General features: G+C 72.9%; 16 protein-coding genes. 13 read left to right on the top strand and 3 right to left on the bottom strand.

Going from position 1 to position 18,498, the window contains the following annotated elements; all coding sequences use genetic code 11:
* Window positions 1–191: 191 nt before the first annotated feature.
* The 3 genes from IEZ20_RS10445 to IEZ20_RS10435 all read left to right on the top strand — a co-directional run bounded on the left by IEZ20_RS10445 (window position 192) and on the right by IEZ20_RS10435 (window position 3,023).
* Window positions 192–1,019 (top strand): glycerophosphodiester phosphodiesterase, encoded by an 828-nt coding sequence (locus IEZ20_RS10445; protein ID WP_189296761.1) that lies wholly within the window; start codon window positions 192–194, stop codon window positions 1,017–1,019.
* A gap of 237 nt (window positions 1,020–1,256) precedes the next feature.
* Window positions 1,257–1,925: an ATP-binding protein gene (locus IEZ20_RS40690; RefSeq protein WP_373303921.1), complete on the top strand. Its 669-nt coding sequence runs from the start codon at window positions 1,257–1,259 to the stop codon at window positions 1,923–1,925.
* Window positions 1,926–2,060: 135 nt separating this feature from the next.
* A complete protein-coding gene (locus IEZ20_RS10435; protein ID WP_189296759.1) occupies window positions 2,061–3,023 on the top strand; it encodes a DUF5926 family protein in 963 nt (320 codons plus the stop codon).
* 380 nt (window positions 3,024–3,403) lie between these two features.
* On the opposite strand, the gene IEZ20_RS10430 is transcribed toward IEZ20_RS10435, so the two are convergent.
* Window positions 3,404–3,907: a hypothetical protein gene (locus IEZ20_RS10430; RefSeq protein ID WP_229896002.1), complete on the bottom strand. Its 504-nt coding sequence runs from the start codon at window positions 3,905–3,907 to the stop codon at window positions 3,404–3,406.
* A 199-nt stretch (window positions 3,908–4,106) separates the two neighbouring features.
* The gene (locus IEZ20_RS10425; protein WP_189296757.1) at window positions 4,107–4,772 is read right to left on the bottom strand and encodes a bifunctional DNA primase/polymerase; all 666 of its coding nucleotides are present in this window, start codon (window positions 4,770–4,772) and stop codon (window positions 4,107–4,109) included.
* 611 nt (window positions 4,773–5,383) lie between these two features.
* Between IEZ20_RS10425 and IEZ20_RS10420 the strand changes: the two genes are divergently transcribed.
* The 3 genes from IEZ20_RS10420 to pdxR all read left to right on the top strand — a co-directional run bounded on the left by IEZ20_RS10420 (window position 5,384) and on the right by pdxR (window position 9,941).
* Window positions 5,384–6,766 (top strand): PP2C family protein-serine/threonine phosphatase, encoded by a 1,383-nt coding sequence (locus tag IEZ20_RS10420; RefSeq protein WP_189296755.1) that lies wholly within the window; start codon window positions 5,384–5,386, stop codon window positions 6,764–6,766.
* A gap of 258 nt (window positions 6,767–7,024) precedes the next feature.
* The gene (locus IEZ20_RS10415) at window positions 7,025–8,509 is read left to right on the top strand and encodes an aminopeptidase P family protein (protein WP_189296753.1); all 1,485 of its coding nucleotides are present in this window, start codon (window positions 7,025–7,027) and stop codon (window positions 8,507–8,509) included.
* Between the two features lie 61 nt (window positions 8,510–8,570).
* Window positions 8,571–9,941, top strand: a complete 1,371-nt coding sequence (gene pdxR / locus IEZ20_RS10410) for a MocR-like pyridoxine biosynthesis transcription factor PdxR (protein ID WP_189296751.1) — start codon at window positions 8,571–8,573, stop codon at window positions 9,939–9,941.
* A gap of 13 nt (window positions 9,942–9,954) precedes the next feature.
* On the opposite strand, the gene IEZ20_RS10405 is transcribed toward pdxR, so the two are convergent.
* Entirely contained in the window at window positions 9,955–10,398 is a 444-nt protein-coding gene (locus IEZ20_RS10405; RefSeq protein WP_189296749.1) for an ATP-binding protein, read from the bottom strand.
* Window positions 10,399–10,598: 200 nt separating this feature from the next.
* On the opposite strand from IEZ20_RS10405, the gene IEZ20_RS10400 reads away from it, so the two are divergent.
* From IEZ20_RS10400 to pheA, 7 genes are all read left to right on the top strand, one after another.
* Entirely contained in the window at window positions 10,599–11,453 is an 855-nt protein-coding gene (locus IEZ20_RS10400; RefSeq protein ID WP_189296747.1) for a hypothetical protein, read from the top strand.
* A gap of 130 nt (window positions 11,454–11,583) precedes the next feature.
* A complete protein-coding gene (locus IEZ20_RS10395) occupies window positions 11,584–12,303 on the top strand; it encodes a YcnI family copper-binding membrane protein (RefSeq protein WP_189296745.1) in 720 nt (239 codons plus the stop codon).
* Between the two features lie 104 nt (window positions 12,304–12,407).
* On the top strand, window positions 12,408–13,061 hold the full coding sequence (locus IEZ20_RS10390) for an SCO family protein (RefSeq protein WP_189296743.1): 654 nt from the start codon (window positions 12,408–12,410) through the stop codon (window positions 13,059–13,061).
* Complete coding sequence (locus IEZ20_RS10385; RefSeq protein WP_189296741.1) at window positions 13,058–13,522, top strand: copper chaperone PCu(A)C; 465 nt, start codon at window positions 13,058–13,060, stop codon at window positions 13,520–13,522. Before IEZ20_RS10390 ends, IEZ20_RS10385 begins: the two co-directional genes overlap by 4 nt.
* 13 nt (window positions 13,523–13,535) lie before the next feature.
* Window positions 13,536–15,566, top strand: coding sequence for a copper resistance CopC/CopD family protein (locus IEZ20_RS10380; protein ID WP_189296739.1), 2,031 nt, complete (start codon window positions 13,536–13,538; stop codon window positions 15,564–15,566).
* A gap of 8 nt (window positions 15,567–15,574) precedes the next feature.
* A complete protein-coding gene (gene efeB, locus IEZ20_RS10375) occupies window positions 15,575–16,855 on the top strand; it encodes an iron uptake transporter deferrochelatase/peroxidase subunit (protein ID WP_189296737.1) in 1,281 nt (426 codons plus the stop codon).
* A 141-nt stretch (window positions 16,856–16,996) separates the two neighbouring features.
* Window positions 16,997–17,929: a prephenate dehydratase gene (pheA, locus tag IEZ20_RS10370; protein WP_189296735.1), complete on the top strand. Its 933-nt coding sequence runs from the start codon at window positions 16,997–16,999 to the stop codon at window positions 17,927–17,929.
* Window positions 17,930–18,498 lie beyond the last annotated feature (569 nt).

Raw genomic sequence — 18,498 nt, 5'->3', positions numbered from 1 at the left:
GATAACACTGGTCTGCAGTCAAGCACTGGTCTGCACTCAGCTTTTCCCACCGGCCGTCAGAGCACGATAAGCCGTGGCTGTGGGTCCGACGGTCTTCTTTATATCGGTTTATATAGGATCTTCCACGCAAAGGTCTTATCAATGAGCGCAGTGCCGTCCCGTGTACCCGGTGACGGTGGCACCATGACGCGGTGACCCACGCACGACAGCACGCCATCCAGGTCGTCGCCCACCGGGGCGCTTCGGAAGACGCCCCCGAGCACACCCTCGCCGCCTACCGGAAGGCGATCGAGGACGGCGCGGACGCCCTGGAGTGCGACGTACGGCTGACCGCGGACGGACATCTGGTCTGCGTCCACGACCGGCGGGTGAACCGTACCTCCAACGGCCGCGGCGCGGTCTCCGCGCTGGAACTGGCCGATCTCGCCGCCCTGGACTTCGGCTCCTGGAAGACGCGCGAGGCCTGGCGCGGCCGGGACGAGGAACCCGACTGGGAGCACCGCCCGGAGGACCGCGAGGAGACCTCCGTCCTCACCCTGGAGCGGCTGCTGGAGCTGGTCGCGGACGCCGGGCGGCCCGTGGAGCTGGCCATCGAGACCAAGCACCCCACACGGTGGGCGGGCCAGGTCGAGGAGCGACTGCTGACCCTGCTGAAGCGGTTCGGCCTGGACGCGCCGGCCTCCGCCGCCGAGTCGCCGGTCCGGATCATGAGCTTCTCGGCGCGTTCGCTGCACCGGGTGCGCGCCGCGGCGCCGACGCTGCCGACGGTCTATCTGATGCAGTTCGTCTCGCCCCGGCTGCGCGACGGCCGGCTGCCCGCGGGCGTGCGCGTGGCGGGCCCCTCGGTCCGCATCGTGCGCAGCCACCCCGCCTACGTGGAGCGGCTGAAGCGGTCCGGCCACCAGGTCCACGTGTGGACCGTGAACGAGCCCGAGGACGTCGAACTCTGCGTCGAACTGGGTGTCGACGCCATCATCACCAACCGCCCGCGCGCGGTGCTGCGGCAACTGGGCCGCTGAGCGGGGCGGTCCGCCACCCACCCGATTCCGGTCAATACCGGGCACTGTCCGGCACCTTTCGTCACAGGGAGTGCTCCGGCGCGTTCGGTACGTGTTCGGTCGTGTCGAATGCGTCACCGGAAGGGGACTGGCCGGTTTCCGGTACAGGCCAAGAGGGCATCCACACCGTGGCGTGGGGCGAAGGAGGTCTCGGGGGTGGCGTTGGTGGTGGCACAGGAGGTGCCCACGTCGTCGAGCATGGCCGTACCCCATGGCCCTGCGGGCGTGGGGAAGGCGCGGCACCGGATGCGGGCGCAGCTGCGCAGCGGTGGCGTATCGGAATCGGTCATCGACGACGCCGTACTGATCCTTTCCGAACTTTTGAGCAACGCCTGTAAACACGGGCGGCCTCTGGGGGACGCGTCGGCGGGGGACGGGGATGTTCGCGCCGCCTGGCGGGTCGACGCGCGCGGGCGGCTCATCGTGGAGGTCACGGACGGTGGCGGCCCGACCCGCCCGGCACCGGCCACTCCGTCGGTGACCGCGCACGGCGGCCGGGGGCTGAACATCATCACGGCGCTCGCCGACGACTGGGGCGTCCGGGACGACGTGCACGGCGAGGTGACGGTCTGGGTGGTGGTCCACGCGGACGTCCACGATCCCGACGCCCGGTGCAGCCGCGACGCTTTCGCTACGCGCGTCACCCGTTCCCCGCGCCCGGAACTGACCACTCCGGGCGTATCCGGCCTGACCACTCCGGGCGTATCCGACCTGACCGCTCCCGGCGTGCCCGACCTGAGCACTCCTGGCGCGCCCGGCCTGGCCGAGCTGCCCGGACTGCCTGGACTGCCCGACCTGCCCGGACTCTCCGGTCTTTCCGGTCTCTCCGGGCTGGACTTCGCGGACGCCTTCGAGGACCTGGACTGACCGGGGCGGCCGGCGGCCCCCGTCCACACCGCCGGCGTCGAGCGCGCGTGCGTTGTCCACAGGTTCCCGTTGGTTGTGTCAGGAACGGCTAGGCTCCCGCCGTACGAGAAGCGCCGTAACCGGGAGACACCCACCATGGCCAAGAAGCGACCCCAGACGAAGGCCAAGCCGCAGCCGACCGACGGGGAGATCCCGGTTGTCGGCGCCCGCGAACCCTGCCCGTGCGGCAGCGGCCGGCGCTACAAGGCCTGCCACGGCCGGGCCGCCGCGCACGCCGCGACCGAGCTGGTGCATCGCCCGTTCGAGGGGCTGCCCGGCGAGTGCGACTGGGTGGCGCTGCGGGAGCTGGTCCCGGCGGCGACGGCCGGGCTGACCCTGAAGGACGGCCTGCCCGAGGGCGTCCCCTCGGTCACCCTGGCCACGGTGCTGCCGATGGCCTGGCCCGCGCTGCGCCGCGACGACGGCTCGGTCCTGATCGGCCTGCAGAACGACACGGCGTCCGGCGACATCAGCCGCGACCTCGCCGACACGCTGCAGCGGGCGCTGGAGGCGGAGCCCGGCACCCCGGTGCAGGGCCGCCGCGCCCCCGCCGAGGGACCCCGGCTGCAGGACCTGCTCGACCCGGAGGCCGCCTTCGAGCCGGTCGTGCACAGCGGCTTCGAGTTCTGGGTGCCGGACGCGGAGAACGCCACCCCGGAGGTGGCCGCCTCCCTGGAGCGGGCCAACGCCGCCGCCATCCCGACGGTGAAGCTGGCCGGCGTGGACGCGGCGTACTGGTGCGAGACCCCGGAGAAGAACCACCTTCGCTGGGTCATGCCGCACCCGGAGGAGCAGCTTCTGGACGCCCTCGCGCGACTGCACGCGGCGGGCCGCTCCAGCCTCGGCGAGGGCACCCGGCTCGTGGGTTCCTTCCGTGCTCACGGGCTCACCGTGCCGGTCTGGGACCTGCCGAGCGGGGTCGGTGCCGAGGAAGTGGAGAAGCCGGCCGCCGAGTTCGCCGAGCGTCTCGCCGCCGCCCTCGCCGTCCAGGAGCCGCTCACTCCGGAAGAGCGCCGGGCGCGCGGCGGGCTGACCAACCGGCAGGTCACGCTCAGCTGACGCCCCGCGCGCCCGTGTCACGGCTGACCGGTCGGTCAGCCGTGACACCCGGCGGCGGGTCAGGTGACTCCTGTCACAACTCCCGGTTCGGGCAGGGAAATCGGTGTCCGAATAGGCAGCCCGGAATTTGCGAACCGCCGATCTCTTGTTACCGTTCCAGTAGCCCGGTTGCTGGTGCATCCCCCGTCGCCAGCAACCGGGTCTTTCCATCTCCGCGCCCGCCGCCGCACAGCGACCCGCGTCGCCACCCCCTGCCGGCCCCGCGTGAAGACCCCGCGCTCGGCGACACGGGCAGCGACTCACCGACGCATCCCGGCCCCGGCGCCGCATCGCCTGCGCCCCTGGCGTCGGCTCCCCGCGCGCCCCGCGCCCGCTTCCTCTCAGGAATTGCTCCCCGACCGCAGCAGCAGCGCCCCCTCCGCCCCGCGCTCCGCGAACTCCGTGACGGCCGTGTAGGCGTCCGGTCCGCCCCGCCTGTGCTCGCGCGGGGTCTCGCAGGTGGCGGGCTCGTCGTCGGCCCCGGTGACGCAGCGCATCTGCACGCTCCGGCCGCCCGGCCCCATCAGGCTCAGCACGGAGTCCAGCGACTCGCCGGTGGCGTTGCGGTAGTAGGTGCGCGCCCAGGTGTCCTCGCCCTGCGTCAGCACACAGGTCTGGGCCTCGATGCCGTCGGGCGAGGTCAGCTCCGGCCCGCAGCGGACGGCGGTGGCGAGCCCTAGGCCGAGCAGGAAGGGGGAGCGGCGGGCGGTGTCCGGGCGGTCGTCGGAGCTCCCGCGGGCGGTGGCCGACGCGGCGGTCGGCGCCGCGGCCGGGCCGGCGTCGCCCACCTGCCCGGCGGACGCCACGGCCAGCGGCAGCGCGACCACGCCCACCACGACGCCCACGAGGGCGAACAGACGCAGCCGTCGGGCGCCCCGCAGGTCGCACAGGGGCCACGGAGCGCGGTGGCCGCCGGAACGGCCCCCCGAACGAACCCCGGAACGAGGCCTGGAGTGACGCCCGGAATGACGCCCGGAATGACGCAGCATGTGCGGAAGATAACGAGCGAGCGGCGCTCGGCCGCCCCGCCCGCGCCCGACACCCCTACAACTCGGGCGCGCTCACACCCGTACGAGTGAGGGCGTCGACCACGGCGTCGACCACGGCCTCCACGTCCGGCACCCACGGCGAGGCCGAGCCGGGCAGCGGGGCCCGCTCCCAGCGGACGGCACCCTGGCCGGTCTCGGACGGGGGCAGCGCGAGATAGCCGCCCTCGCCGTGGAAGCGCAGCGAGCCGGGGACGAAGTCCTTGGCGTAGAGCAGCTCGCCCAGCTGCTCCATGGAATACGGCTTCACGAGCAGCGCCCAGCGGCTCGACGAGGCGATGACCGGTCCGAGCCGCATACCGCGCCGGTCGAGCAGGGCGAGGGCGCGGGAGGCGGCGAGCGCCGGCAGGCTGACCGCGCAGGGCGCCGTGCCTCCGGTGGCCAGGATGATGGGGGCGGCCGGCCGGTTGGTCCACCACCAGCGCACCATGCGCGCGTCGGTGGTGGCCGCGAGCAGGCCGGGGTCGAAGGGATGCGCGCCGGGCACCGTGCACTCCGGATCGGGGCAGGCGCAGCGGGCCCGCCCCTGCGGGTCCGGTGCCACACCGGGCAGTACGGGCCACTGCCATTCCGTCGCGAAGGTCAGGGCCGCGCCGATCAGCTCAGGCCTGTCGCCGTTCCGCCTGGACAGAAGCCTGCGTCGCCTTCCGAGGATCTCGCGCATGAGCGCTCGTTCCTTTCCGTTGCACCGCTGGCAACACCGTGGGCTACATCACACCATGTGTCGATCACTTCACTCTGCGTACCTGTTGGCGCATCACACCCCTGCGCACGCAGGGGGAACCCCAAGGGGTCGAGCGTTGGCCGCGTCCGCGTCCATAGTGCGTCTATCAAAAGCACGGCTGCGGCGTGGGGGTGGCGAAGTCTGGCGTTTTGCCGTCGCGCGTATTTCTCTCCGCCTCCGCCACGGGAGGATGGGGCTCGGCCGTCGGTGGCTATGACGCCCGGGTCCGTCGCCAGGTTCCGGGCGGCCCCCAACCACCCCTGGCCTTCACCGAGTACGTACCCATCACGACCGCTGTGACGCTCCGTGGAGCAAGGCCAGTCGACCGCAATGAGGCGATACCTAAGGCAGTTTTTAGCCAACTTGGCAGTAAGGCAAGGGGTTCGGGAAAAACCCTCCCCCGCCCCATGGACACCAGGAATCCTCGCAGGACAATGCTGGACATCCCCTCACGAGTGCGTGTACATGTGGAGACACTGCTAGCGGCGCAGAATGACATGGGGGTTTGCGATGCTTTTGAGCAATACGCACCGGTCTGAAGGCCGGGCGCCATGAACGCCCCGCACCCTCCGAAAGTGGCTGGAATCGATCCTACGGTTCCCACCCCCGCCCACACTGTCGCGCCCGCTCCGCCCGCCTCCGGCGCCGCCGCCGTCCCCACCCCCCACGCCCCCGCTCCCGGTGCCGTCCTCCAGGACCGGCTGGCCGGCTGGGTCTCCGATCTGACGACCCTCCACGAACTCACCGAGCGCCTCTCCCGCACCCACGCCCTCGACCACGCCCTGCACGAACTGCTGCGCGCCGGAGCCGCGCTGGTCGGCGCCCGCCGTGGTCTGGTCGTCCTGGAGCCCGCCGACGGCCCGGGTCCCCGCACCACGCTCGGCCTCGGCCTCGGCCGCGCCGACCTCGGCCACATCGAGACCGTGCCGCCCGGCGCCCTGCCGTACGACACCCGTGCCGCCGCCGAGATCGTGCACCCCGACCTGTTCGCCGAGGCCGGCCTGGACCCGCGCCACCGCGAGGTCGCCGCCCGCCTCGGTTACGCCGCCAGCTACGCCCTCCCGCTCGCCACCGAGACCGCCGGCCGCCTCGGCGCCGCCGTCTGGCTCTACGACGAACCGGCCGAGCCGGACGAACGACGGCGCCACCTCGCCGGGCTGTACGTCCGGCACGCCACCGAGCACCTGGCCCGGCTGCTGGAGGTGGAACGCACGCGCGCGTGCGTGGCGACCCTCACCGAGGAGCTGCTGCCCTCCCGGCTGCCCCGGGTGGCCGGCGTCCAGCTCGCCGCCCGGCACCGCACCGGCCCGCGCGGCGGCGGCGACTGGTACGACGCCCTGCCGCTGCCGGAGGCGGCGCTCGGCCTGTCCGTCGGCTCGGTCACCGGCTCCGGACCCAGCGCGGTGGCCGCCATGGGCCGGCTGCGCGCTTCCCTGCGCGCCTACGCCGTGATGGAGGGCGAGGACCCGGTCGCCGTCCTGTCCGACCTGGAACTGCTGCTGCGGCTGACCGAGCCGGCCCGCTCCGCCACCGCCCTGTTCGCGTACTGCGAGCCGGCCCTGCGCAAGATCACCCTGGCCGGGGCCGGGCACAGCCCGCCCCTGCTGATCGGGGAGCGGCGCACCGAGTTCGCCGAGACCTCCGTCTCCGCGCCGCTCGGCATGCTCGCCTGCTGGGAGGCGCCCAGCGTGGAGATCCAGGCGGCGGCCGGGGAGACGGTCCTGCTCTACACCGACGGGCTGCTGCACCGTACCGGCGACCCGATGGACCGGGCCTTCGCCCGGCTGCACGCCGCCGCGGCGGGCCTCCCGCGCGCGGTGCGGCACGATCCGGGGGCCGTCGCCGACCACGTCCTGCGCGCGGTCCTGCCGGACGGCCTGGACACCGCCGACAGCGAGGAGGACGTGGTCCTGCTCGCGGCCCGCTTCGACTGAACACCGGCCTCCACCGAGCGCCGCGCTTCCGCCGAGCGCCGCGCCCCCGCCGAGGCGCCGCTTCGACCGAACACCGCGCTCCGCCGAGCGCCGCTTCGACCGAGCACCGCGCCCGGCGGCTGGCATGACCGGGCATAACAGGTCATCCGCCCCCGCCCGGCCCCGGTACGACCGTACGATGATGGAGGTCCCCGCTCGGCCACAAGCAGGAGCGTCGCGGGCCCCGGGGGAGATCAATGGCGTATCGAGGAGGATCACGTGTCCGACGAGCTCAACCCGGCTGTGCCCGACTCCGCTACCGCGGAGGGCCCGGAGACCGAGTCCGAGGAGACCGTCAAGCAGCGGAAGAACGGCCTGTACCCGGGCGTCTCCGACGAGCTGGCCGAGAACATGAAGTCCGGCTGGGCCGACACGGAGCTGCGTGACCTGAAGCCGATCGAGCAGGCCGGACACACCGCGCGCCGCCGCGCCGCGCTCTCCGCCCGCTTCCCCGGCGAGCGCCTGGTGATCCCGGCGGGCAACCTGAAGACCCGCTCCAACGACACCGAGTACCCCTTCCGCGCCTCCGTCGAGTACGCGTACCTCACCGGCAACCAGACCGAGGACGGCGTCCTGGTCCTGGAGCCCAAGGGCGACGGCCACCAGGCGACGATCTACCTCCTGCCGCGCTCGAACCGTGAGAACGGCGAGTTCTGGCTCTCCGGCCAGGGCGAGCTGTGGGTCGGCCGCCGGCACTCCCTCACCGAGTCCGAGGCGCTCTACGGCATCCCGGCCGCCGACGTGCGCGAGCTGGCCGACAAGCTCCGCGAGGCCACCGGCCCGGTCCGCGTGGTGCGCGGCTACGACGCCGGCATCGAGGCGGCCCTGACCGACAAGGTCACCGCCGAGCGCGACGAGGAGCTGCGCGTCTTCCTCTCCGAGATGCGCCTGGTCAAGGACGAGTTCGAGGTCGGCGAGTTGCAGAAGGCCGTCGACTCCACCGTGCGCGGCTTCGAGGACGTCGTGAAGGTCCTCGACAAGGCCGAGGCCACCTCCGAGCGCTACATCGAGGGCACGTTCTTCCTCCGCGCGCGCGTGGAGGGCAACGACGTCGGCTACGGCTCCATCTGCGCGGCCGGCCCGCACGCCTGCACCCTGCACTGGGTCCGCAACGACGGCCCGGTCCGCTCCGGCGACCTGCTCCTGCTGGACGCGGGCGTGGAGACGCACACCCTGTACACCGCCGACGTCACGCGCACGCTGCCGGTCAACGGCACGTACAGCGAGATCCAGAAGAAGATCTACGACGCCGTGTACGAGGCCCAGGAGGCCGGTATCGCGGCCGTGAAGCCGGGCGCCAAGTACCGCGACTTCCACGACGCGTCGCAGCGCGTGCTGGCCGAGCGGCTCGTCGAGTGGGGCCTGGTCGAGGGCCCGGTCGAGCGCGTCCTGGAGCTGGGGCTCCAGCGCCGCTGGACCCTGCACGGCACCGGTCACATGCTCGGCATGGACGTCCACGACTGCGCCGCCGCGCGGACCGAGACCTACGTGGACGGCACGCTGGAGCCGGGCATGGTCCTCACCGTCGAGCCCGGGCTGTACTTCCAGGCCGACGACCTGACCGTGCCGGAGGAGTACCGGGGCATCGGCGTCCGGATCGAGGACGACATCCTCGTGACGGAGGACGGCAACCGGAACCTTTCCGCCGGGCTGCCGCGTCGCTCCGACGAGGTGGAGGCGTGGATGGCCTCGCTGACGGGCTGACGTCAGACTGAGTGGCCGGGTACCGGTGGGTACCCGGCCGTTTCGCGTGTTGGGGGGATTCGTGAACGACTTCTGGTCCGGCGTCGGCGTCGACCTGCGCCTGGAACCCGACTCGGCCGACGGACGCCGGGTCGGGCTCGAACGGGCGCTCAGGGACGCGGTACGCGACGGGCGGCTCACGCCCGGTACCCGGCTCCCCGCCACCCGGCGGCTCGCGACCGACCTGGGCATCTCGCGCGGCACCGCCAAGGCGGCGTACGACCAGCTGGTGGCCGAGGGGTACCTGACGGCCCGGCAGGGCTCCGGCACCCGGGTCGCCGAGCTGCCCGCCGTGGACGCCGAGACGCCGCAGGCGCACGCACGCGCGCGTGCCCCCCGTCACGACCTGCGCCCGGGCGGCCCGGACGTCGGCGCGTTCCCCGCGGCGGCCTGGCTGCGCGCGCTGCGCCGCGCCATAGCGACGGCCCCCTCGCTGGCGTACGACTACGGCGACCCGCGCGGCCGGATCGAGCTGCGCACCGCGCTCTCCGGCTATCTGGGCCGGGCGCGCGGAGTGCTCGCGCCGCCGGAGCGGATCGTCGTCACCTCCGGGTACGTGCAGGGCCTCGCGCTGCTCACACGCGTCCTGGGCGGCGCCGCCGTCGCCATGGAGGACCCGGGGCTGCCGTTCCACCGGGACGTGGTGCGGCACAACGGCGGAACGGTCCTGCCGGTCCCGGTCGACACGCGCGGGGTGCGCCCGGAGGAGCTGGGCGAGGCTGCGGCCGTGGTGGTCACACCGGCCCACCAGTACCCGACCGGGGTGACCCTCCACCCCGAGCGGCGCCGGGCACTCACCGACTGGGCCCGCGCGCGGGGCGGGCTCATCGTCGAGGACGACTACGACGGCGAGTTCCGCTACGACCGGCAGCCGGTGGGCGCGGTGCAGGGCATGGCACCCGGCCAGGTCGTCTACCTGGGCACCGCCTCCAAGACACTCGGCCCCGCGCTCCGCCTCGGCTGGATGGTGCTGCCCCCGCACCTGGTCGACGCGGTCGCCGAGGCCAAGCTGCACAGCGACCACCACACCGAGACCATCGGCCAGCTCGCCCTCGCCGAGCTGATCGACAGCCACGCCTACGACCGCCACGTGCGCGCGTGCCGGCTGCGGTACCGGCGGCGCCGTGACCAGCTGCTGGGCCGGCTGGGGGCGCGCAGGAGCGTGCGCGGGGTCGCGGCCGGGCTGCACGCGCTGATCGAGGTGCCGGACGAGGCCGAGGTACTGGCCCGGGCGGAGGCGGAGGGCCTGGCGCTGGGCGCCCTCGGCGAGCACTGGCACACCCCGCACGCCGGCCGGCCGCAGGGCCTGGTCGTCGGCTACGGCACGCCCCGGGAGCGGGCGTACCCGGAGGCCCTGGAGGCACTGGCGAAGGTGCTGGAGCCGCCCCGCTGAGCCCCCGCCCCCGTCACGCCGTGAGCAGCGAAGGATCCTTCTTCCATTTGAGGATCTTGTCGAAGCTGACCACCGTTCCGCCCCGGCCGGGCCTGGCGCCGATGTGGACGTGGTCGGCGAGTTCGCGGATCAGGCAGAGGCCGCGGCCGTGCTCGGCGTCCGGGCGGGCCGGCCGGGGGTCGAGGGGGCGGGCGAGACCGGGACCGGAGTCGGCCACCTCGATGCGGCACTTCTCGCCGTCGAGGTACGCGGTCACCCGGTACGCCTCCGAAGCGCCGCGCCCGGCGTCCCCGCCGTGTTCGACGGCGTTCGCGCAGGCCTCGCTCAGGGCGACGGACAGGTCGTAGGAGATCTCCGGGTCGACGCCCGCCGTCTCCATCGTGCCGATCAGCAGCCGCCGGGCGAGCGGCACGCTGGCGGCCTCGCGCCGCAGATGGAGTGACCACCAGATGCTCATGCTCCAGCCTCCTGGCCGCGGCTCGACATACCGTTACGTATTGCCGCGCGTAGGTTTCCGTAAGCACTCCGTCGCCGTGACTGAGCCCATCCGGCCGATGCGCGGCGGGAGGAATCGGTGTATGAGGGGCGGCGCACCGGGGCCGGATCGGGCGACCTGGCGTGGGCCGCCGGCGCGGACAGTGCGATGATGAGGCCGCCATGACTGCCCCCCACCCGCGCACGGCGCGTCCCGGAGCCGGGCTCCGGATCCTGCGGGCCGCGGTGTTCGCCGCGGTCTGCGTCGCGCTGGCCGCGTGCGGGCACACCCTGGCCTCCTGCGCGGGCGTGCCGCTGTGGACGCTCTGCGCGGGCTTCCTCGGCTCCCTGCTGCTCGTGGCACCGCTCACCGGGCGGGCCCGCTCGCTGCCGGGCATCGCCGCGCTCCTCGCCCTCGGCCAGACCGTGCTGCACACGCTGTTCGGGCTGGGCCAGCACGGGGCCGCGGTGGCCTCCGGCGGGATGCCGGCGGCGTCGATGACGGGCGGCGGGACGACGGGCGGGGTGCTGAGCGACAGCGCGCTGGTCGAACGGGCAGCCCGGCTGGTGTGCGGGTCGGCCCCGGCGTCGCTCACCCCGGGGCACGCCTTCCGGCTGCTGCTCGACGCGCGTCTCATCGACCGCGCCGGCCGGCCCACGGCCGCCCTCGGCACCATGGAGCACGCGCACGACGCGACCGGCGCATCGGCCGGCCTGCTGCCCTCGCTGCCGATGCTGCTCGGCCATCTGCTCGCGGCCCTCGCCGTGGGCTGGCTGCTGCGCTGCGGTGACCTGGCCGTGCTGCGGCTGATCAAGCTGTCGGCGCATGGAGTCGCGGAGGGGGCGCTCGTACGGTCCCTGCGCGCCGCGCTCGCGCTGACGCACGCCCTGTGCGCCGGGCTGCTGCCCGCCACCGGGCCCGGCCCCCGCGGCCCGCGCGCCGACCGGGACGAGGCACCGGCCCCGCACACCGCCGTGCTCCAGCACACGGTGATCCGCCGCGGCCCGCCCGCCGCCGCCTTCCTCCTCGCCGCCTGACGCGGTCACCGCTCCACCTCACGAACAGGGACTCCGGTGCGCCGCCGTCGAGCGGCACGCGCGGGTGCGCGTATTCCTCATCACCACCGGACTCACCCCGGACCTGACTCAGAGTGGAGTGCTTGCTTCCATGAAGGCTTCTCGTTTCGCCGCCGCCGCTGCCGTCGCGGGTACGGCCGTCCTCACGCTGTCCGCCCCCGCCTTCGCGCACGTCTCCGTGCAGCCGGAGGGCACCGCGGCCAAGGGCGGTTACGCGGTCGTGGACTTCAAGGTCCCGAACGAGCGCGACGACGCCTCGACCACCAAGGTCGAGGTCAGCCTCCCGGCCGACCACCCCATCGCCTCCGTGATGCCCCAGGCGGTCCCCGGCTGGAAGGTCGAGGTCACCAAGGCCAAGCTGGACAAGCCGCTGACCATGCACGGCGAGAAGATCGACGAGGCCGTCACCAAGGTCATCTGGACCGCCGACGGCAAGGGCATCGAGCCGGGCTACTTCCAGAAGTTCCCGCTCTCCCTGGGAGCGCTGCCCGAGAACACCGACAGCCTGGTCTTCAAGGCGCTTCAGACGTACTCCAACAAGGAGGTCGTGCGCTGGATCGAGGTGCCGCAGGAGGGCCAGGACGAGCCGGAGAACCCGGCCCCCGTCCTGGAGCTGTCCGCCGCCACCGACGACCACCACGGCTCGGGGGCCGCCGAGAAGACGGCCGAGAAGACCGAGAAGACGGCCGCCGCCGACTCCGGCAGCGGCAGTGACACCACCGCCCGCGTGCTCGGCGTGGTCGGCATCGTCATCGGTGTCGCCGGCGTGGCCTACGGCGTCCTCGCGGGCCGCCGCCGCACCACCGCCTGAGCCCTTCGTTCCGCCGCGCGTACCGGGCGTCGTGCGGGGCCGTCGTCGTGACGCCCGCACGACCCCGGTGCGCGCCGGAGTTCATACATCTGGGACATTTTTCTATGCGCAAGAAGACGTTCACCGCGGCCGTCCTGCTCGCCGCCGCCACCCTGACCCTCTCCGCCTGCGGCTCCGGAGACGACGCCGGCTCGCCGGTCGCCGTGGTGGAGGGAGGGTCGGACGCGGGCAAGGCCGCCACCGTTCTCGACCAGCCGTTCGACAAGCCGGAGCTGGTCCTCACCGACACGCACGGCAAGAAGTACGACCTCCGCAAGGAGACCAAGGGCCACCCGACCCTCGTCTACTTCGGCTACACCCACTGCCCCGACGTCTGCCCGACGACCATGAGCAACATCGCCGTCGCCAAGAAGGCGCTGCCCAAGGCCGAGCAGGACGACCTCCGGGTCGTGTTCGTCACCACCGATCCCGGCCGTGACACCCCCGCCGAGCTGGGCCGGTGGCTCAAGGGCATCGACCCCCAGTTCATCGGGCTGACCGGCGACTTCGCCAAGATCCAGGCCGGGGCCAAGTCCGTCGGCATCGCCGTGGAGCCGACGAGCAAGGACAAGAACGGCAAGCTCGTCTCGGTCCACGGCACCCAGGTCATCGCCTTCTCCCCGAAGACCGACGCCGGATACGTCCTCTACGGCGAGAACGCCACGGTCGACGACTACACCAAGGACCTGCCCAAGCTCGTCGAGGGAGCCACCCCGTGAGGCGTCGTACCGCCGCCCTGACCGCGGGCGCGCTCACCGGTGCCCTCGCCCTCACGGGCTGCTCCGGTTCCGGCGCGGGGCCCGAGAAGGCCGAGCTGTCCGTCAGCGCCTCCTACATGCCCCAGCCCGTCTCCGCCGACATGGCCGCCGGTTTCCTGACCATCACCAACAAGGGCACCTCCGAGGACGAGCTGACCTCGGTCACCAGTGACGTCGCCGGCGAGGTCACCATGCACAGCACGACGGGCGGCGCCATGGCGGAGCAGTCCTCCTTCGCCATACCGGCCCACGGGAAGCTCGTGTTCCGCAGCGGTGGCAACCATCTGATGTTCGAGAAGCTGAAGCACACGCCGAAGCAGGGCCAGACGGTCACCGTGAAGCTCGACTTCGCCAAGTCCGGGCCCCTCACCGTCGAGATGCCGGTGAAGTCCACCACGTACAACCCGTCGACCGGCCACTGAGGGAGGGACCACCGTGACCCGGACCATCACCCCCCGCCTGCGGACCCTGCTGCTGTTCCTCGCCGTCACCGGCGCGCTGCTGGCGGGCGCCGGACCGGCCTCCGCCCACGCGGCACTGACCGGCAGCGACCCCGCGCAGGGGGTGGTGGCCGACAAGGCGCCCACCCAGGTGTCGCTCACCTTCTCCGAGAAGGTGGCGATGAACGACGACTCCCTGCGCGTCCTCGACCCCCGGGGCAAGCCGGTCCAGACGGGCAGCCCCGCCAACGTGAGCGGCACGACGTACGCCGTGAAGCTCAAGAGCGGCCTGGCCAAGGGCACCTACACGGTGACCTACCAGGTCGTCTCGGCGGACAGCCACCCCGTCGCCGGCGCCTACACCTTCTCCATCGGAGCGCCCTCGCAGACGGTCGTCTCCGGCACCGGGCCGGCCGCGGGCGGCGGAGTCGTGGGCGGGCTCTACGCCTTCGGGCGGTACGTGTCGTACGCCGGCTTCCTCGTCCTGGCCGGCGGCGCCGCCTTCGTGCTCGCCTGCTGGCAGCGCGGCGCGGGGGTACGGCCCCTGCAGCGGCTCGTCGTCGGCGGCTGGGTGGCGCTGACCGCGGCCACCCTGTGGCTGCTGCTCCTGCGCGGCGCGTACACGACCTCGGGGAAGTTCGCCGACGTCTTCGACCTCGACCTGCTCGGCCAGGTGCTCCAGACGAAGACCGGTGCCGCCCTGGTCTCCCGGCTGCTGCTGCTCGCCGCCGCCGCGCTGTTCGTCGCCGTCCTCTTCGGCGCCTACACCCGCCGGGAGGAGGGCCAGGACAAGCGCGACCTGACCTTCGGGCTCGCCGTCGGCGGGATCGTCGTCGCGGCGGGGCTCGCCGCCAGCTGGGCCATGGCCGAGCACGCCTCCACCGGGCTCCGGCCGGGCCTCGCCATGCCGGTCGACATCGTCCACCTGCTGGCCGTCGCCGCCTGGCTGGGCGGTCTCACCGCCCTGCTGACCGCGCTGTACCGGGCGCCCGCCGACACCCCGGTCGAGGCCGCCGCCGTACAGCGCTTCTCCCGGGTGGCCTTCGGCTCCGTCCTCGCGCTCGTCGTCACCGGCGTCTACCAGTCCTGGCGGCAGCTCGGCTCCTGGTCGGCGTTCACCGGGACCCGCTACGGACAGCTGCTGCTGGTCAAGATCGGGCTGGTGGCGGTGCTGGTCGGCATCGCGGGCGTGTCCCGGCGCTGGACGGGCCGGCTCACGGACCCGGTCGCCCGCTCCGGGAAGGGGAAGAAGGCCCAGGCGCAGGACCGGAGGGAGCAGGCGCAGGCACGCAAGGAGCAGGTCGCCGTCTCGAAGGCGACCGGTGACGACACGGGCGAGGGCAAGAGCAAAGGCCCCGGCACCGGCACCGGATCCGCTTCCGGCTCCGGTTCTGGCTCGGGCTCCGGTTCTGGCTCGGGCTCGGGCTCGGGCTCCGATGACACCCGGCGTGCCGCCCAGCTCGCCCGGCAGCGCGCGGCCGTCGACGCCGCCCGGGAGAAGCGACTGCGCGACGCCGACCCGAACCGCTTCGGCCTGCGCCGCTCGGTGCTCGCCGAGGCCGGCGTCGCCCTCGTGCTGCTCGCCGTCACCACCGCGCTGACCCAGACCGAACCGGGCCGCACCGAGCAGGAGGCCAAGGCGGCCACCTCCGCGTCGACCGGCTCCGGCACCTCCGCGGCCTCCGGCGCGCTCACCCTGGACATGCCGTTCGACACCGGCGGCACCGACGGCAAGGGCGTCGTCAGCATCGACCTCGACCCCGCACGCGTGGGCGGCAACGAGATGCACGTCTACGTCCAGCGGCCCAACGGCCGGGCCTTCGACGTCCCCGAGGTGAAGGTCGCCTTCACCCTGGAGGCGAAGAAGATCGGCCCGCTCCCCGTGAACCCCGACCACATCGCCACCGGCCACTGGTCGGCGAACGACGTGCAGATCCCCATGGCCGGCGACTGGAAGATCGCCGTCACGGTCCGCACCTCCGACATCGACCAGGCGACCGTCTCCAAGAACGCGCAGATCGGCTGAACCCCACCATGCCCGAGAAGTCCCTCCCCCAGGCCCGCACGCCCGAGGCCCCGGTGACGCGTCCCGTCCCCGGTCCGGGCGGCATCTCCCGGCGCGCCCTGCTCGGCACCGCCGGCGCCACCGGCCTCGTGCTCGGCGCGGCCGGCGGTGCCGTGGGGTACGCGGCCGCACCCGCCGGCGCCGTCCCGCTGGCCTCGGTGGGCTCCGACCGGGCGATGTTTCACGGGAAACATCAGCCCGGCATCACCGAGGGCCTCCAGGCGCGCGGCCATCTCGTCGCCTTCGACCTGGCGGCGGGCTCGGGCCGCAAGGAGGCGGCGGCCCTGCTGCGCCGCTGGTCGGCGACGGCCGAGCGGCTGATGGCGGGCGAGGCGGCCCCGCACGACGACACCGATGTGGCCCGGGACGCGGGCCCGTCCTCGCTGACCCTCACCTTCGGCTTCGGCCACAGCTTCTTCACCCGGACCGGACTGGAGAAGCAGCGGCCGGCCGCGCTCGACCCGCTGCCGGACTTCTCCTCCGACCGGCTCGACAAGTCCCGCAGCGACGGTGACCTGTGGGTGCAGATCGGCGCGAACGACGCCCTGGTCGCCTTCCACGCCCTGCGCGCGATCCAGAAGGACGCCGGCTCGGCCGCACGGGTGCGCTGGCAGATGAACGGCTTCAACCGCAGCCCCGGCGCCACCGCCCATCCCATGACGGCCCGCAACCTCATGGGCCAGCTCGACGGCACCCGCAACCCGAAGCCCGCCGACGCCGACTTCGACCGACGGATCTTCGTACCCGCCTCGGGCGAGCCCGCCTGGATGGCGAACGGCTCCTACGCCGTCGTACGCCGGATCCGCATGCTCCTGGACGACTGGGAGAAGCTGTCGCAGCCGGCCCAGGAGGCGGTCATCGGGCGCCGCAAGGCCGACGGGGCGCCGCTGTCCGGCGGTGACGAGACGACCCCGATGGACCTGGAGAAGGCGGACGCCAAGGGCAACTACGTCGTCCCGCTGGACGCGCACGCCCGGATCACCCGGCCCGACCAGAACGGCGGTGCCGCCATGCTGCGGCGCCCCTTCTCCTACCACGACGGCATCGACCCGGACGGTACGCCGGACGCCGGTCTCCTCTTCATCTGCTGGCAGGCGGACCCGTTGCGCGGCTTCGTCCCGGTGCAGCGCAAGCTCGACCGGGGCGACGCGCTGTCCAAGTACACCCGGCACGAGTCGAGCGGCCTGTTCGCCGTCCCGGGCGGGGCGGCGGAGGGCGAGTACGTGGGGCAGCGGCTGCTGGAGGGCTGAAGCCGGCTGCTGAAGGCGGGACCCGACCGGGGAAGGGGTGAAGCCGGCCGCCGCAGGGTGAACCGGCTTCAAACCACCCGGTCGAGTGGCATTCCTGAGACACATGCGACGCTCTCTCCCGCGGCCATTAGGGTGAGGGACATGCCAGCGAGCTATGCCTATCTCGGCCCGGAGGGCACCTTCACGGAGGTCGCCCTGCGCACGCTTCCGGAGGCGGCCACCCGGGAACTCATCCCGTACGTGTCGGTGCAGTCCGCGCTGGACGCGGTGCGGGCCGGCGAGGCCGAGGCCGCGTTCGTGCCGATCGAGAACTCCGTCGAGGGCGGCATCACCACCACCCTGGACGAACTGGTCGCGGGCGAACCGCTGACGATCTACCGCGAGGTGCTGCTGTCGATCACCTTCGCGCTGCTGGTCCGCCCCGGCACGAAGCTCACGGACATCAAGACGGTCTCCGCCCACCCGGCGGCCCAGCCCCAGGTGCGCAACTGGCTGCGCGCCCACCTCCCGGACGCCACCTGGGAGTCGGCCGCCTCCAACGCGGACGCCGCCCGCCTGGTCCAGGAGGGCCGCTACGACGCCGCCTTCGCGGGCGAGTTCGCCGCCGCCCGGTACGGCCTGGAGGCGCTGGAGACCGGGATCCACGACGCGGAGAACGCGCAGACCCGGTTCGTCCTGGTCGGCCGCCCGGCCCGCCCGGCCGCGCCCACCGGCGCCGACAAGACCTCGGTGGTGCTGTGGCAGCGCGACGACCACCCCGGCGCCCTGCGCGACCTGCTCGGCGAGTTCGCCTCACGCGGCATCAACCTCATGCTGCTGCAGTCCCGGCCGACCGGCGCCGGGATCGGCAACTACTGCTTCTGCATCGACGCCGAGGGACACATCTCCGACCGGCGGATGGCGGAGGCGCTGATGGGGCTGCGGCGGATCTGTCTCCAGGTGCGCTTCCTCGGCTCCTACCCGCGCGCGGACATCGCACCGGGCGAGGCCCGTCCCACGCTGCCGGGGACCTCGGACGAGGAATTCATGGCGGCGGCGGACTGGGTGGCGCGCTGCCAGGACGGCCGCTTCTAGCCAGAAGCCCGTCGGAACCGGTCGTACCTGCAGACGAACGTTATCCACAGAAGTTATCCACAGGTCCGCTTCTCGACCTGGGGACAAGTCGACAGGGCGGGGTCATCCGGTCGACAAATCGCCCCGAAGCCCCCCGCTGCGGCCACCGACCCCTGGGCCACCCTTCGTCCACCCGTTTCCTTTGGTTCATCTTTTGGGGCGACCGTTTTCCACCCGAACGTGGGTGTCGCTCGGGTTTGACCCGGGAATTCTTCAGTCTGTTCACGCTTTCCGGAGTGATCAATTCCAAAGTCCACAGACTGTCCCCACAGCCTGTGGATAACTCTTCGGAGGGTGTGGATTTCTGTGGACAACCGGGCCGCCAAATCCCGTTCCCCACAAGGGAATCCGGTCAACCGGGCGCCCGGGGCCCGCTCCGTCCCAGGGAGTGAGACACTTTTCCCTTGACGCCCGCCGCCGGGCCCACGCGACTCCCGCCACGCGTCCCGTCGCGAGTCCCGCCTTGACGATCAGTACACGCGGCAATTAGCGCATAACGGACCGTAAGTCGCGAATCCGAACACCCCGGA

Source organism: Streptomyces cinerochromogenes (genome assembly GCF_014648635.1).
In the GTDB taxonomy this organism is placed as follows: domain Bacteria; phylum Actinomycetota; class Actinomycetes; order Streptomycetales; family Streptomycetaceae; genus Streptomyces; species Streptomyces cinerochromogenes.
This window is presented reverse-complemented; position numbering and strand designations above follow the sequence as displayed.

Bases quoted from the DNA above. Each gene is read 5' to 3' on its own strand.
- IEZ20_RS10405 (WP_189296749.1), bottom strand. From the start codon at position 10,398: ATGAGCATCTGGTGGTCACTCCATCTGCGGCGCGAGGCCGCCAGCGTG.
- IEZ20_RS10420 (WP_189296755.1), top strand. From the start codon at position 5,384: ATGAACGCCCCGCACCCTCCGAAAGTGGCTGGAATCGATCCTACGGTT.
- IEZ20_RS10435 (WP_189296759.1), top strand. From the start codon at position 2,061: ATGGCCAAGAAGCGACCCCAGACGAAGGCCAAGCCGCAGCCGACCGAC.
- IEZ20_RS10395 (WP_189296745.1), top strand. From the start codon at position 11,584: ATGAAGGCTTCTCGTTTCGCCGCCGCCGCTGCCGTCGCGGGTACGGCC.
- IEZ20_RS10425 (WP_189296757.1), bottom strand. From the start codon at position 4,772: ATGCGCGAGATCCTCGGAAGGCGACGCAGGCTTCTGTCCAGGCGGAAC.
- IEZ20_RS10390 (WP_189296743.1), top strand. From the start codon at position 12,408: ATGCGCAAGAAGACGTTCACCGCGGCCGTCCTGCTCGCCGCCGCCACC.
- IEZ20_RS10400 (WP_189296747.1), top strand. From the start codon at position 10,599: ATGACTGCCCCCCACCCGCGCACGGCGCGTCCCGGAGCCGGGCTCCGG.
- IEZ20_RS40690 (WP_373303921.1), top strand. From the start codon at position 1,257: ATGGCCGTACCCCATGGCCCTGCGGGCGTGGGGAAGGCGCGGCACCGG.
- efeB (WP_189296737.1), top strand. From the start codon at position 15,575: ATGCCCGAGAAGTCCCTCCCCCAGGCCCGCACGCCCGAGGCCCCGGTG.
- pheA (WP_189296735.1), top strand. From the start codon at position 16,997: ATGCCAGCGAGCTATGCCTATCTCGGCCCGGAGGGCACCTTCACGGAG.